Genomic DNA, 15,668 nt, shown 5'->3' with positions numbered 1-15,668 from the left:
AAGTAAAATCTCTTTGATCCTGGAGCTGTTCTGTCTTTTTAACAATGGCCAGGTAAAATAGCATGAATTCTTTCCTGTTCTTCAGGCAGAGTTTTTAGGGATTTATGAGCAAAACATGCTATACTTGCACAAATAGAGAGGTGATGCACTATGTCATTTGACGGCACTGTAACCCGGGCAATCACTCACGAAATGAATGAAGAAGTGAAGACCGGAAGAATCGTTAAAATTTATCAGCCAACAGACACGGAATTAGTTTTTACCATTAGAAAGAATCGAACGAACCATACGTTATTATTATCATCACACCCTAGCTATGCACGATTTCACTTGACGAAAGATCAGTATCACAACCCGAAAGAACCACCAATGCTATGTATGCTGCTCAGAAAACATCTTGTCGGAGGATTTCTTGAAAAAGTTGAGCAAGTGAGTATGGAACGGATCGTCAAGTTCCATATCCGATCCCGGAACGAAATTGGCGACGAGACAATGAAAACGTTGATTATTGAAGTTATGGGGAAACATTCGAACATCTTACTTGTAGATACAGAACAAGGGCATATTTTAGACAGTATTAAACACTTGCCCCCTTCCCAAAACAGCTACCGTACGGTTATGCCAGGGCAGCCATATAAGCTTCCGCCCGGACAAGGGAAAACTAATCCGCTGGAGCTTGAAGCTGACCAGCTCATAAAGAAACTGGATTTCAACTCAGGAAAAATCGATAAACAAATTCTTAACACAGTGATGGGCTTTTCACCGGTGATTACGAAAGAGATTGTACATCGTGCTCATTTAGGCGGAACAGAAGCTTATGAAAACGCCTATTCTGCTATCCGTGAGCAAATCATAAGAAACAATTATCAGCCAACTATTTACTCAGGGGATCGCGAACAATTTTACGTCCTGCCGCTTACATTTCTTAACCAGGAAGAGACTTCCTTTCCTACAGTCAGCGAAATGCTCGATCGCTACTATTCAGGAAAAGCAGAGCGCGACCGGGTTAAACAACAAGCTGGCGACCTCTATAAATTTTTGAAAAATGAACGCGATAAAAATAAACGTAAAATAAAAAAACACGAAACGACTCTGAAGAAATCGGAAGCGGCTGAAGATTACCAGCGTCTTGGTGAGCTGCTGACGGCCCACATGCATTTAGTGAAGCAAGGAGACGAAACCGCAAACGTTGTTGATTATTATGATCCTGATCAAGGCGAGCGTACCATTGAACTCAACCCTAATAAATCACCGAGTGAAAATGCTCAAAGTTACTTTCAAACTTACCAGAAACTAAAGAAATCTAAACAGGTAGTTCAGAAGGAAATTGGAAAAGCTGAAGAAGAAATTGACTATTTTGACCGGCTCATCCAGCAAGTTGAATCTGCGAGGGAAGTAGATATTGAAGAAATTAGAGAAGAACTTAGAGAACAGGGTTATATGAAAAAAAGAGGTTCTTCCAAGAAGAAGTCGAACAAGCCTTCGAAGCCAAAGCCTGAACACTATACGGCTAGTAACGGCACTTCCCTTTATGTTGGGCGCAACAATAAACAAAATGAATACCTCACCAATCGCCTGGCCAACAAACATGATACGTGGCTGCATGCGAAAGATATTCCTGGTTCTCATGTGGTCATTCAGGATGAAGCACCGACAGAAGACGTTTTATTTGAAGCGGCTCAGCTTGCAGCTTATTACAGTAAGTTCAGTCAATCTTCTTCAGTGCCGGTGGATTACACATTGATTAAATATGTCAAAAAGCCTTCCGGGGCCAAACCGGGCTTTGTTACGTATGATCATCAGCAAACGTTATATGTGACTCCTGATATTAATCTTATCCGCGAAATGAAAAAAGAGTAATAGCCAAAAACTGAATGAAGAATAAAATAATCCGAACAATTCAGTTCGGATTATTTGTTGCCAAAAAAGGTTTCTGACATCGCTTCGTCAAAACACTTCGCTTTTACTATTCATTTTTAATCGTTCGTTCTTTGACATCATTGTTTTTACTTATGTCCCAGCCTCTTCTAAATGTCATGGGTTAGCTGTGATTTAAAGCTCAGCTCCCTTTTGCTTTTCTCGGAAATACTGTATAACTGAAACTAATCACAAAATCAATTACCAGTATAAGCGTCCAAATCCGTAAAGTTTGAAACAGAGCTTCGGTCTGCTGACTGTCATGGATGTAAAGAATAACTGCTCCTAAAATCGCACCTCCTATAGACCATGCCAGCAAATGGCGATACCAGCCTATGCGTTCATCCCTAGCATATTCCATTCCATACTTTTTCTTCTTCGGCGGCTTCTCTTTTTTAATAAAACGATACTTAAACTGACTATCTGCCCACTGAATCATTTGATGTCCGTACGCCACACTTACTCCAATATAAATGGCGGCAATACCATGTACCGTGGAGGCCACGGCCCCATTTTTCAAATCCATGACAGTTACGATCAGCAAGATGAGATCGACGATGGGCGTACAGATCAGTAAGAAAGCTCCAAGCCTCTCTTTTCTCAGCACATATCTTGCAGCCAGCCCAGCTAAAACAAACACCCAAAATCCAACTTCACAGGCAATTATTAACCAGCCTATCAAAACAGCACCCCTTTTTTAGTACAATTGTATTATTAAATATAGCAAAGTTATTTATTTAATACAAGTGTGTTAAAATAAAGACATGCCAAAATTTATTGACCACAAGAAACGTAAAATTCAAATTGCTGAGGCCACGTGGAGGGTCATCGTTGAGGAAGGACTTGAACATGCCACCGTACGGAAAATTGCAGCATCCGCTGGATTGTCGGTTGGGTCGTTGCGACACTATTTTGCCTCTCAATCCGAACTATTCTTATTTTCGATGGAGCTTGTTTCTGAACGAGTTAAACAGCGTATCGAAGCAAAAAACTATGAAGGTTCGTCAAAAGATATGCTGACGACATTTATTTGTGAATTTCTGCCGGTCGATGAAGAAAGACGAATTGAAATGGAGGTATGGTTCGTTTTTTCAGCTAAAACACTTGTCGATCCAAAGCTCAGCTCCTTAAGCGAAAAGGTGTACAACGAAATGCACGAAGGATTGGCCACTGTCATTTATTCTCTACCTTCAAACCGGTTCGCAAATGATAATCTTGACTTGGAGACAGAAGTTGATCGATTGCATACCCTTGTCGATGGATTAGCCCTTCATCACATGCTGCATCCATCAGCTTTTCCGTACGACAAAATGATCCGTACACTGCAATATCACCTTCAGTCCATTTGTAAGATCTGATTGTGGCAAGGCAAGAGGATGACCTTCTCTACCCAAAGTTAAATAGCCCTGTTTCGCAGATATGAAGCTGTGAAACAGGGCTATTTATACTAACTGCTTGATCAGGATCTGGCAGCTGAGCGAAGATTATGACCTTCAGTACGATCGTAAGGATTCATGTTAACTTTTTACAACGAACCGTCAACTTAGAAAATAAATAAAGATCAAAATGGTGCCAAAATAAGAGAAGACGCCTTGAGCCCAATACCGCTTGTTTTCTTTTCTTAGCATCCATTTATTCCAAAGCAAGAAAACACTCAAACAAAGAACCAGACTCAGCATCGGCTCGAAGGACCACATCGATCCCATGAAGGCGAAAGCAAGCCATGTGTATAAATAAATCATGCATGTTATAAGTCCGAGTGAGGCATTTACTAAGAGAAAGATAGAATGTTTAGTAGAATTCATTGTCATCACCAAAGCTTTCCGATGTTTCTATCGTACTAGCCTTGCCTGAGAATCGCAACTAACGCTCGTTCAAGAGTGCATGAAGGCTGAAGGGTTTTCTCGCCATTGTAGTAACTTACTATGCTGTTCTTCGCTTAATAATGCTTCTTTTTCCATAGTGTGCAGAAGATGATTATAATCGGTTAAGGAATGAACAGATAGACGCTTGCCAGCAAATGCTTCTTCAGCCTCGGTAAGATTATAACTAAAAATGGATACTACATGAACGACTTCTACACCTTCTTGCTGCAGTGCTTCTGCTGCCTCAATGGATGATTTCCCTGTTGAAATAAGATCCTCAATGACGATAGCCTTTTGTCCTGCTTGATAAGCTCCTTCGATCTGGTTGCCTTTTCCGTGCTTTTTGGCGGAAGATCGAACATAAACCATCGGCAAGTCCAGTTGATCCGCCACCCATGCAGCATGAGGGATGCCTGCTGTAGCACATCCGGCAATGATGTCGATTTCTTCATCCATATTTTGTATGAACACAGCGAACTCTTCTGCAATTCTCCGACGGATAGCAGGGTAGGACATGGTCAATCGATTATCACAGTAAATCGGTGAGCGCAGTCCCGATGTCCATGTAAAAAAGTCTTCGGGACTTAGTTGTACAGCTCCAATATCAAGTAGATGTTGAACGAGCGGCTTGTCTTCCATTTTCAAATTCCTCCTTGAACGTTTGATAGGCGGCTAACGGATCATTTGCTTGGGTAATGCTCCGTCCGACCACAATTGAATCACTGCCGATATCGCCTGCCTTAAACGGTGTGGCTGATCGCTTCTGGTCGTGGTTCTCACCAGAGGAATGGCGAATTCCCGGGGTTAAAGTCAGGAACGAGTTCCCGCACGTTTGTTTAATCGCTTCTACCTCATGAACAGAACATACGACGCCATCCGCTCCGGATTGTTCGGCGAGCCCAGCGTAATGACCTACAACATCTGTCATTTTTTCTTTCACAAGCAGTTCATGATGAAGCATCGATTCATCGGTTGAAGTCAACTGTGTAACCGCCAGCAGAAATGGCCGCTGATTATGACTGGATTGTTCAAGACCTTCCCGGGCAGCTTCGATCATGTGTTTTCCCCCTTGAGCATGAACATTGACCACATCCACATCAAGTTTCGCTACATTACTCATCGCCCGCTTCACGGTTGTCGGAATATCGTGGAGTTTTAAATCCAGGAAGATTGGGTGACCTTGCTTCGCTAATTCTTCAATCATGATCGGTCCTTCTCTGTAAAACAATTCCATACCCACTTTAACAGGAATTCCTTGAAGCTGGTGTTGCTCGAGGAAGTGCAGGACCTGGCTCTTATTTTCCAAATCTAGAGCAAGATAAAGCGGTTGAAGGTGACTAGTTTTCATAAGTGAACGCCTCCTATTACATCTTTAACGGAGTCAAAACCGTAGGCCGCTAGAGCATCAGGCAGCTGGTCAATTAACTCCTTGCATATATAAGGATTTTTAAAGTTTGCACTTCCGACTGCTACTGCACTGGCTCCTGCCAGCAAATATTCGATAATGTCATCAGTTGTTTCAATGCCACCCATTCCAATGATAGGCAGGTTCACGGCTTGACGGACTTGATGAATCATCCGGATCGCAACAGGTTTAATCGCGGGTCCTGACAAACCGCCTGTTTGATTGGCAATGATCGGTTTTCTAGCGGCGGGGTCAATCCGCATCCCTGTCAACGTGTTGATCATGGATAACCCATCTGCTCCGGCATCTTCGACAGCTTTTGCCATCGTGACAACATCGGTGACATTAGGAGAAAGCTTCACATACAGTGGCTTGTCACTGGCTTGTTTTACCCGCTTTGTCACGGAATAAGCAAGCTCGGGGTCGACACCAAACTGGACGCCTCCTTCCTTAACATTCGGACAAGAGATGTTCAGTTCAAGCGCGGAGACCATACTATCCCCAAGCTTCGCTGCAACTTCTTCGTAATCTTCCATGGCACTGCCTGCGACATTTGCAATGATCGGGGTTTGATAGGTTTCAAGAAACGGCAGTTCTTCCTTAATAATCGTATCCACCCCTGGATTTTGGAGACCAATCGCGTTCAGCATTCCACTGGCTGTTTCCGCCACTCTTGGTGTCGGGTTGCCAAAGCGTTTCGTGGCCGTTGCGGCTTTAATAATGATCGCACCTAAGTGTGATAAATCATAAAACTGTGCAAATTCTCGTCCAAAACCAAAGCATCCCGATGCAGGCATTACAGGATTTTTCAATTGTAATCCTGGTAAATCAACTGTTGTATCGATCATAGAATAACCTCCTCTGGCCGGAACACGGGCCCATCCGAGCAGATCTTACGATAACCTTTCGCATCCCCATCTTCGGCACATTCAACCACGCAGGCAAAACAGGCGCCGACACCGCAGCCCATGCGCTCTTCAATCGAGATATAGCCAGGAACATCTTTCAGCTGCTCTTTAACCCCTTTGAGCATCACCGTAGGGCCGCAGGAGAAATACGTATCATAAGAAACTACTTGAGGAATAACGTCTGTGACAAACCCGCGCGTTCCGAGACTCCCATCATTGGTCGCTACGTGTACTTCACCGAGCTTTTGGAATTTGTCGATATAAAAGGCATCTTCACTTGAGCGAAAACCGAGAACACTTGTAACTTCAATTCCTCTTTCTCTTAAGTTCTTCGCTAAGTAATACAGTGGCGGTACACCGATCCCTCCGCCTATGAGCAGTGCTTTCTCTGTGGTAAGTTCCTCAATCGGAAAACCTGTTCCACTTGGCCCGAGTACATCCAGCTTCTCTCCTACTTGCTTCTGTGTTAAAGCTGCTGTACCTTTGCCCATCACTTTGTAAAGCAGTGTGAATGTTCCTCTTTCCTCATCAACATCCGCTATCGAAACAGGGCGTCGCAGAAAATACTCATCACTAACCTGAATATGAACAAACTGCCCAGGAGTCTCCACGAATTGAGGAAGACTCCCTTGCAGTTCTAAAAGATAGGTTTGGGACGCAATGGATCGATGGGTCACAATCGTCATCCACTCTCTTTGCATTAGACGAACACCGCCTCTTTCTTCGCAATTGTCCGGGCTGTGAAGGTCATGGCATCGATGACTTCAACAATCGTTTTGGCTGTATCAAGACTCGTCAAGGAAGCAATCCCATGCTCCACAGCTTCTCGTCTAATTTGGAAACCATCTGAGCGGGATCGACGACCTTTATTTAATGTGTTGACAACAAACTGAACATCGCCGCTGCGAATTAAATCGACAACGTCACGCTGGCTTGATCCGAGTTTGCCAACCGCTTCCACTGGCAGAGAGGCGTCTTCGATCGCTCTTGCTGTCCCCTCTGTCGCATATAAGTGGAAGCCAAGCTGATGGAACGTCCTCGCAATCTCCAGCATCTCCTGCTTGTCTTTATCGGCTACCGTTAATAACACGGCACCTTCTGTTGGTATTTTTAATCCGGCCGCTGTCATGCCTTTATAAAGAGCTTTCTCAAGGCTTTGATCATAGCCGATTACTTCACCTGTAGATTTCATCTCGGGTCCAAGCGTTGTATCGACGCTGCGAAGTTTTTCAAATGAGAACACCGGTACTTTGACATACACTCCCTCAGGCTTTTGAGCAATCCCTGATGTGTAGCCTAATGACGCTAATGATTCCCCCATAATGGCTTTCGTGGCTACCTGTGCCATCGTGATCCCGGTAATTTTACTAAGAAAAGGTACAGTACGGCTGGCTCGCGGATTCACCTCAAGCACATAAGCTGTTCCATCCAGGATAACAAATTGAATATTGATAAGCCCTTTCATGTTTAATTCGCGGGCAATTTTGACGGTAGCATCAATACATTGCTGTTCGAGCCGCTCTGATAAGCGCTGTGGCGGATAGACGGCCATCGAATCGCCTGAGTGGACACCTGCACGTTCAATGTGCTCCATAATACCCGGGATAACAACATCCTGACCGTCGGTAATCGCATCAACTTCGATCTCCATTCCTGTTAAATACTTATCGATCAAGATCGGATGACCGTTATGGACGCGAACATTTTCTTCCATGTAAATCAGTAACTCTTCTTCAGAGTAGACAATTTCCATCGCGCGTCCGCCAAGTACATAAGAAGGTCTCACGACAACAGGGTAACCAATTCGCTGCGCCGCTTGCACCGCCTCTTCCTCACTTGTCACACTTTCTCCGCCAGGCTTGGCGATGTCAAGGTTCGTTAACAACTGTTCAAAAAGGTCACGATCTTCGGTTTGGTTAATCGCATCCATCGTCGTGCCGAGAATATTGACCCCGTGACGACTCAGCCCTTCTACAAGGTTGATCGCTGTCTGTCCGCCAAACTGAACGATGACGCCTTCTGGTTGCTCCAGGTCAATGACATGCATGACGTCTTCCAACGTTAACGGCTCAAAGTAAAGCTTGTCGGAAACGCTAAAGTCCGTCGATACGGTTTCCGGGTTATTGTTCATAATAATCGCTTCATAGCCCATCTCTTTTAGCGCTAGAACCGAGTGGACGGTCGCATAGTCGAATTCAACTCCCTGGCCGATTCGAATCGGACCAGACCCAATAACAAGCACTTTTTTAGTATCCGTGACAACTGATTCATTTTCGTCTTCATAACTGCTGTAAAAATACGGCGTTTCCGAAACAAATTCACCTGCACACGTGTCAACCATTTTATAAACCGGTGAGATGCTGTGTTGTTTTCTAAAACTCATCACTTCATCAATGGTCGTCTCAAGCAGTCGGGCAATTTGTCGATCGGCAAAGCCTGTTTCTTTCACTTCACGAATCAGAGCAGCATCCCAGCGTGCTTCTTTCACTTGTTGCTCCAGCTGAATGATATGCTGTAATTTATGGAGGAAAAAGTAATCGATGCCCGTCGTCTCATGAATCTCAGTAAGCGTAATGTTACGTCTTAACGCTTCAGCTAAAATGAAAATCCGCTCATCATCCGCTAAGTGTAATCGTTTGAACATTTCCTCGTTCGTAAGTTCTGCGACAGAAGCAACAAACAAATCATCCGTTTCGCCTTCCAGTGAGCGAATTCCTTTTAATAAAGATTCTTCAATCGTACGGCCAATCGACATCACTTCACCGGTTGCTTTCATCTGAGTCCCTAATTTACGATTTCCTTTGGCAAATTTATCAAAGGGCCAGCGTGGAATTTTCGTTACTACATAATCCAGCGCTGGTTCAAAGCAAGCGTAAGTTGTTTCAGTAATTGGATTTTCAATTTCATCAAGTGTCATCCCCACGGCGATTTTAGCAGCCATTTTAGCAATCGGATAACCAGTAGCTTTTGATGCCAGGGCAGATGACCGGCTGACACGCGGGTTCACTTCGATCACATAGTACTGAAAGCTATCCGGATCAAGAGCTAACTGAACGTTACAGCCGCCTTCAATTTCCAGAGCTCGAATAATATCAAGTGAGGCATTCCGCAACATTTGATATTCACGATCACTCAACGTTTGTGAAGGCGCCACGACGATTGAATCTCCCGTATGGATACCGACTGGATCAAAGTTTTCCATGTTACAGACAACAATCGCCTGATCGTTCGCATCGCGCATCACTTCATACTCGATTTCCTTAAAGCCGGCGATATTACGCTCGATTAAACACTGATGAACAGGAGATTGTGCCAGTCCACTGCGGGCGATTTCCCGAAGCTGTTCTTCGTTATCGCACATTCCGCCGCCGGCTCCTCCCATGGTATAGGCGGGGCGTACAATAACCGGAAAGCCGATTTTATTGGCAAAATCCACGGCCTGATCGACAGAACTTACGATCTCACTTTCTGGTACAGGCTGCTCCATTTTATGCATGAGCGCGCGGAACTTCTCCCGATCTTCGGCCCGTTGAATCGCATCCAGCGGGGTACCCAGCAACTCGACTTGAAGCTGCTCAAGGATGCCAGATTCACTTAGGGCTACGGCCAAGTTCAGTCCCGTTTGACCGCCAAGAGTAGGCAGAATCGCGTCTGGAGATTCTTTTCGTACAATTTTTGTTAAAAATTCAAGGGTCAGCGGCTCCATGTACACCTTGTCGGCAAACGTGTGATCCGTCATGATCGTGGCGGGATTGGAGTTTGCTAAAATGACTTCATATCCTTCTTCTTTCAGAGCTTGACACGCCTGTGTTCCGGAATAGTCGAACTCAGCCGCCTGACCAATGATAATTGGACCAGAGCCGATCACTAAAATACGTTTAATATCTGTTCGTTTAGACATGAAGAGCCTCCTTCGCTGCTTTATGGGATTCGGTAATTCTCGTTAGAAATTCGTCAAATAAACTTGATGTGTCTTCTGGTCCTGGAGAACTCTCAGGATGGTACTGCACAGAAAAGACGTTCATCGTCTGATGCTCGAGCCCTTCCACAGTCCCATCATTCAGGGAGACTTGTGTTAAAGATAGACTTGTAGATTCTAGCGAGTCACGAGCAACGGCGTAACCATGATTTTGAGAAGTCATCGCGGTCCAGTTCGTACGTAAATCTTTCACAGGCTGATTTCCACCGCGATGACCGAATTTCATTTTCACAGTGTCTCCACCGGAAGCCAAGGCAATCAGCTGGTGTCCAAGGCAGATGCCAAAGATCGGAACGTGTCCCATCAGCTTGCGGACTGTTTGAATCGCTTCAGGGACATCTTTTGGATCCCCGGGACCGTTCGAAAGCATAATGCCATCTGGTCTCAGCCTTTCAATTTCTTCAGCGGATGTATTGTAAGGTACGACAGTCACGTGACAGCTGCGCTTCGTAAATTCACGCAAAATGCCATGCTTCATCCCGTAATCAATCAGTACGATACGGTAACCGCGTCCTGGTACTACGTATGGCTTAACGGTTGACACTTGCTTCACTTGATCGGTTGCAAGCGGAGTATTTTTCATAAAATCAACGATCTGTTCAACAGGGCGTTCACTCGACGTAATCATTGCTTTCATCGTCCCATGCTTACGAATAATTTTAGTAAGCTTTCTCGTATCCACTCCACTAATTCCGGGAATCCGCTTGGCTTTCAGAAATTCATCCAGCGTCTCCTCATTTCTGAAATTCGATGGATGCTCGCAATGTTCTTTCACCACGACTCCTAAAATGGCAGGGTCGACGGTTTCAAAGTCGTCTCGGTTAATGCCATAATTTCCAATTAGCGGATAGGTAAACGTCACCATCTGCCCACAGTAGGATGGGTCAGAAATGACTTCCTGATACCCAGTCATGCCGGTATTAAATACGATCTCACCAAAGCTTTCACGATCACTGCCAAAGCCTTTTCCTTCAAATACTGTCCCATCTTCAAGAACGAGCTGCTTCATATACATCCTCCTCAAAAACTAGTTTTCCATTTACAATCGTTGCTACTGGCCAGCCTTTCACGGGAACCTCGTGGAAAGGACTGTTTTTCCCTTTTGATACGAGCTTGTGACGGTCGATTGCTTTCGTTTCCTCCAGGTCAATAAGTGTAAGATCTGCCGTTGCGCCTACTTCAAGTTTTCCATATGGGAGCTGGAAAATTTCGCTCGGACGAATTGTCAGCCAGTTTATTAACTGCTCAAGGCTGATGATTTCTTTTTCAACGAGTTGGGTGTAGAGCAGCGGAAATGCTGTTTCTAGCCCCGTAATTCCAAATGGAGACTGAAGGAACCCTGCTTGTTTCTCTTCTTCTGTATGTGGTGCATGATCTGTTGCAATACAATCGATCGTTCCGTCCAACAGCCCATCTAGCAGCGCTGCCTGATCTTCTTTAGAGCGCAGCGGTGGATTCATTTTAAATAACGCATCATCTTGTTTAATATCGTCTTCGTTCAGCAGCAGATGATGTGGCGTTACTTCAGCTGTTACACGGATTCCCGCTTTCTTGGCATCTCGGATCACACGAACTGATTCTTTTGTCGAGACGTGGCAGACATGATAGTGGCACCCTGCCGCTTCAGCTAACAGCACATCGCGAGCAATATGAACAGATTCAGCGATGTTTGGGATACCGGGAATGTCTAGTCGTTCGCTAACTTCACCATCATGGGCTACCCCGCCATACACAAGCGAGTTATCCTCACAGTGAGCGACAACTGCTTTATTTACTCGCGCTGACGCCTTCATAGCCTCGTACATTTTGCCAGCCGATTGCACACCGACACCGTCATCGGTAAAAGCGAAGGCGCCCATTTCGCTGAGCTGTTTCATATTTACGAGCTCCTTGCCAAGCTGACGGGTAGTGATGGCCGCATAAGGTAATACACGCACCACGGCATCCTGGTTAATTTTTTCAAAAAGGTTGGCCATCGTTTCTTCGGAGTCGGGCACAGGACGCGTATTCGGCATCGCACAAACCGTTGTAAATCCACCTCTTGCTGCAGCTTGTGTACCTGTAGCGATCGTCTCCTTGGCTTCCCCGCCTGGTTCTCTAAGATGGATATGCACATCCACAAAGCCGGCTGAGAGCAAACGGCCTTTGGCATCGATGACTTTGTCTGCTTCTCCGTTTACTTTCTCCCCTAGTTCAACGATCTGATTGCTCTCTACGAGTACCTCGCATTTTACGAACTGACCATTTATGATTCGCTTGCTGTTCACAATTTTAATACTCATATTGCAGTTCCCCCTTTAATAACGTCTGAATAATAGCCATTCTCATCAAAACCCCATTGGACATTTGTTGAAAGATTCGCGACTTTTCAGATTCTACTAATGAAGAATCGATTTCCACTCCCCGATTTACAGGAGCAGGATGAAGAATGACAGCCCCATCCTTCATGCGTCGTTCGCGGTCTATCGTCAATCCAAACTCTTGCAAGTAATCTCCCTGGTTGTTGTGAGTGATATGCCGTTCATGCTGAATACGCAGCAGCATCAACACATCAACTTGCTCGCAAGCTTCATCCATACTGATATAATTCATCGAAATCGACTCATCCCTCCAGGCTTTCGGGGCTACAAAGTTTACATGTGCACCTAGTTTCTCTAAGGCGCACGCGTTAGAACGGGCCACCCGGCTATGTTTAATATCACCTGCAATCGCTACTCGAAGCCCTTCAAAGTTAGGGAACTCTTTTGAGATCGTATAAAGGTCTAGTAGTGATTGGGTTGGATGTTCCCCTGTGCCGTCTCCGGCATTAATGAGAGACAGACTTTCCAGCCCCTGAGCAGCCTGCTGCAACACACCGGCTTCGGGCTGACGAACAACCGCCAGTCTCACCCCAATGGCCTGTAAAGTTTTCAGTGTGTCTTCAAGCGTTTCCCCTTTCGTCACGCTGGAGTCGATCCCATTCATATCGAGGATTTCCATTCCTAACCGTTTTTCGGCAATATAAAAGCTGTTTTTCGTACGTGTACTAGGCTCGAGAAAAATGTTGATTGCAAACTCTCGCTCCATTGGCAGAAAGTGTTCACCAGATTCAATAGTTTGAGCAGTGTCAATCAAATTCATAATCTCTTGCTTGGTAAGGTCATTCATCGATAATAAATGCTGCACAATTCTCCCCCCTTAAAGTCAAAACAACAAAAGCACCCTCCGGATATACCGGGGGTGCTTTCGTCGCCATAGGCGAACAAGCTAAGCCCAAAGTACACCCTTCAAAGTCTCACAGGACTCTGTTAAAACGTGTATAGGTTTAGATTACGCTGCTCCATCATTTTTCTGTTCTTGTTCCACTTCAGGTTCTTCAAACATACGGCCATTCCCCTGACTCTTTTCTTTTCCAGGAAGAATGAGGTTTAGTATTACTCCCACAATCGCTGCTAGCGCCATGCCGGCAATCTGGACTTCATCTGTCACTTGAATAAATGCGCCCCCTACTCCTAGTACAAGAATAACGGATGCGATAATTAAATTACGTTTTTCCCCAAAATCTACTTGGTTGTCGATCAACATCCGTAATCCACTTGAAGCGATCGTTCCGAATAGTAGAATCGAAACTCCGCCCATTACAGCTGAAGGAATCGATCCAATTACGGCTGTGCTCATCCCCATAAACCCGAATAGGATAGCCACAAGAGCTGCTCCTCCGATGACAAACACGCTGTAAACTTTCGTTATCGCCAGGACCCCAATATTTTCACCATAGGTTGTATTCGGCGGACCCCCAAGCCATGAAGCCATCATCGTCGCGACACCATCTCCAAGAATAGAACGGTTTAGTCCTGGATCCTTTAAAAAGTTCTTACCGACAACCTTGGATAATACCATTTGATCGCCAATATGTTCCGTAATTGTTACGAGAGCAAAAGGCACCATGACTAGTACGATATGCCAGCTGAATACTTCTGTCGGTGAGAAATCCTTGAATGGGATGAGAAATTCCGGCATCTGGAAAAGTGCTTGAAAAATGCCTCCTATTGAGCCTGCCGATACTATGTTCTGCCATTCTGCCTGAATCTGAGTGGTGTCGACAATTCCTTGTGTCCATGCAAACAGATAGCCGCCGATGATTCCGAATAAAATCGGCAGCAGGCTTAGAAATCCTCTAAGAAAAACTGTTGCCAAGATCGTAATCCCTAACGTGACGAGCGCTACGGTAAAGTGTGTAGCACTATACACCTGTCCTTCACCCGGCAAATACATGGCCATATCAATTGCCGTGGAAGAGAGCCCTAGACCAATGACAATGATGACTGGTCCTACTACAACCGGGGGCAGTAATTTAATCAGCCAATTTAGCCCGAATATAGAGATGAGCAAGGCCACTACTCCGTACACAAGCCCCGCTAAAAAGCTGCCAATCATGGCTCCGGCTATACCGCTTGTCTTTGATACTTCTACAATGGGATAAATGAAAGCAAAACTTGAGCCCAGGTATGCTGGAATCCTTCCTCTTGTTATGAGCAGATAAGCCAGTGTTCCAAAGCCGCTTGAAACGAGTGCGACTGCTGGTGATAATCCTGTTAGAAATGGTACAAGTATGGTCGCGCCAAACATGGCGAATAAATGCTGAATGCTTAATATAATCCATTTATGTGCTTTCGGTATTTCTCGAATTCCGATTGTTCCTTCTGTTGAGTTCATGCCATTTCCTCCCTTTTCTGTGCTGTTGCACCGTAGGATACGGTTCTTTTTCATCTGTCTTGCTGCCGCGCCCAGCTTATGCGTGTCAGGTCTAAACGCCCCTCTACGCTTTTCTACCGGCTAGCTGCAGCACCCAGACACTCGAGACATAAGCAGTTCACCTCCGTGGGGAAAGTTCACCCCACTGTGGCGCACTGCTTATGCTGGTCGTGTCTACCAGGGCGCTTCCGCCTTTGTCATAAAAAAACCTCTTTGCATAAAGGTACGCAAAGAGGTGGGCGCATTGGTGGACGCGCTTTTCATTTACGACCTTTTAAGCCTCACGGGACTTCCATTAAAGGTGTAACATCTATTTACTTTTCTGAAATATATACTTCATCAGCTGCGTCGGTTTCTGACAGTGAGACGGTTACTACTTCATTAAGTGAAGTAGGAACATTCTTCCCAACATAATCCGCACGAATCGGAAGTTCACGGTGGCCGCGATCAACCAGAACTGCTAACTGAATTTGTGATGGCCTTCCATGATCCATTAGGGCGTCCATTGCGGCACGCACCGTGCGGCCCGTATAAAGCACATCATCTACTAAAATTACTTTTTTGTTCGTTATATCTTCGGTAATGTTTGTTTCTTTAACATCCGGGTCAGCTTGATTTCCTTTTTTCGAAAGATCATCACGATAGAGAGTAATATCTAGTTCGCCTCCAGGAAGCGATTCTCCTTCAATGCTCTCTATTTTTGAACGCAGCCGCTCAGCTATCGGAACGCCGCGTGTTTTGATCCCAACAAGGACAACATCTTCCACGCCTTTGTTTTTCTCAATGATCTCATGAGAAATTCTCGTAAGAGCCCGCCGAATTGCTGCATCATCAAGGACTGTTGCCTTTCTCTCCATCTG

The 15,668-nt window shown here is 45.2% G+C and carries 13 protein-coding genes; 2 read left to right on the top strand and 11 right to left on the bottom strand.

Annotation, left to right across the window (positions count from 1 at the left end; genetic code table 11):
• Nucleotides 1-150: 150 nt before the first annotated feature.
• A complete protein-coding gene (locus tag B5354_RS15925) occupies nt 151-1,860 on the top strand; it encodes an Rqc2 family fibronectin-binding protein (protein ID WP_079529788.1) in 1,710 nt (569 codons plus the stop codon).
• Nucleotides 1,861-2,059: 199 nt separating this feature from the next.
• Here B5354_RS15925 and B5354_RS15920 read toward each other — a convergent pair whose 3' ends face one another.
• The gene (locus B5354_RS15920) at nt 2,060-2,599 is read right to left on the bottom strand and encodes a hypothetical protein (RefSeq protein WP_079529787.1); all 540 of its coding nucleotides are present in this window, start codon (nt 2,597-2,599) and stop codon (nt 2,060-2,062) included.
• An 82-nt stretch (nt 2,600-2,681) separates the two neighbouring features.
• On the opposite strand from B5354_RS15920, the gene B5354_RS15915 reads away from it, so the two are divergent.
• A complete protein-coding gene (locus tag B5354_RS15915) occupies nt 2,682-3,275 on the top strand; it encodes a TetR/AcrR family transcriptional regulator (RefSeq protein WP_079529786.1) in 594 nt (197 codons plus the stop codon).
• A gap of 516 nt (nt 3,276-3,791) precedes the next feature.
• On the opposite strand, the gene pyrE is transcribed toward B5354_RS15915, so the two are convergent.
• From pyrE to pyrR, 10 genes are all read right to left on the bottom strand, one after another.
• On the bottom strand, nt 3,792-4,421 hold the full coding sequence (pyrE, locus tag B5354_RS15905) for an orotate phosphoribosyltransferase (RefSeq protein ID WP_079529784.1): 630 nt from the start codon (nt 4,419-4,421) through the stop codon (nt 3,792-3,794).
• Nucleotides 4,387-5,130 carry an orotidine-5'-phosphate decarboxylase gene (gene pyrF, locus B5354_RS15900; protein ID WP_079529783.1) on the bottom strand — a complete coding sequence of 248 codons (744 nt, stop codon included), beginning with the start codon at nt 5,128-5,130 and terminating at the stop codon, nt 4,387-4,389. The genes pyrE and pyrF overlap by 35 nt, the downstream gene beginning before the upstream one ends.
• Nucleotides 5,127-6,035, bottom strand: a complete 909-nt coding sequence (locus B5354_RS15895; RefSeq protein WP_079529782.1) for a dihydroorotate dehydrogenase — start codon at nt 6,033-6,035, stop codon at nt 5,127-5,129. Before B5354_RS15895 ends, pyrF begins: the two co-directional genes overlap by 4 nt.
• Complete coding sequence (locus B5354_RS15890; RefSeq protein ID WP_079529781.1) at nt 6,032-6,796, bottom strand: dihydroorotate dehydrogenase electron transfer subunit; 765 nt, start codon at nt 6,794-6,796, stop codon at nt 6,032-6,034. The genes B5354_RS15895 and B5354_RS15890 overlap by 4 nt, the downstream gene beginning before the upstream one ends.
• The gene (gene carB, locus B5354_RS15885; protein WP_079529780.1) at nt 6,796-9,996 is read right to left on the bottom strand and encodes a carbamoyl-phosphate synthase large subunit; all 3,201 of its coding nucleotides are present in this window, start codon (nt 9,994-9,996) and stop codon (nt 6,796-6,798) included. The genes B5354_RS15890 and carB overlap by 1 nt, the downstream gene beginning before the upstream one ends.
• Complete coding sequence (locus tag B5354_RS15880) at nt 9,989-11,089, bottom strand: carbamoyl phosphate synthase small subunit (RefSeq protein WP_079529779.1); 1,101 nt, start codon at nt 11,087-11,089, stop codon at nt 9,989-9,991. Before B5354_RS15880 ends, carB begins: the two co-directional genes overlap by 8 nt.
• Entirely contained in the window at nt 11,064-12,356 is a 1,293-nt protein-coding gene (locus tag B5354_RS15875) for a dihydroorotase (protein ID WP_079529778.1), read from the bottom strand. The genes B5354_RS15880 and B5354_RS15875 overlap by 26 nt, the downstream gene beginning before the upstream one ends.
• Nucleotides 12,346-13,239 carry an aspartate carbamoyltransferase catalytic subunit gene (locus tag B5354_RS15870; RefSeq protein ID WP_079529777.1) on the bottom strand — a complete coding sequence of 298 codons (894 nt, stop codon included), beginning with the start codon at nt 13,237-13,239 and terminating at the stop codon, nt 12,346-12,348. The genes B5354_RS15875 and B5354_RS15870 overlap by 11 nt, the downstream gene beginning before the upstream one ends.
• A gap of 144 nt (nt 13,240-13,383) precedes the next feature.
• On the bottom strand, nt 13,384-14,769 hold the full coding sequence (locus tag B5354_RS15865; RefSeq protein WP_079529776.1) for a solute carrier family 23 protein: 1,386 nt from the start codon (nt 14,767-14,769) through the stop codon (nt 13,384-13,386).
• A gap of 353 nt (nt 14,770-15,122) precedes the next feature.
• Nucleotides 15,123-15,665 (bottom strand): bifunctional pyr operon transcriptional regulator/uracil phosphoribosyltransferase PyrR, encoded by a 543-nt coding sequence (pyrR, locus tag B5354_RS15860; RefSeq protein ID WP_079529775.1) that lies wholly within the window; start codon nt 15,663-15,665, stop codon nt 15,123-15,125.
• Between the last annotated feature and the right edge of the window lie 3 nt (nt 15,666-15,668).

The organism is Halobacillus hunanensis (genome assembly GCF_900166655.1).
In the GTDB taxonomy this organism is placed as follows: Bacteria; Bacillota; Bacilli; order Bacillales; family Halobacillaceae; genus Halobacillus_A; species Halobacillus_A hunanensis.
Note: the sequence above shows the minus strand (reverse complement) of the source record. Positions and strands in the feature narration are given on the sequence as shown.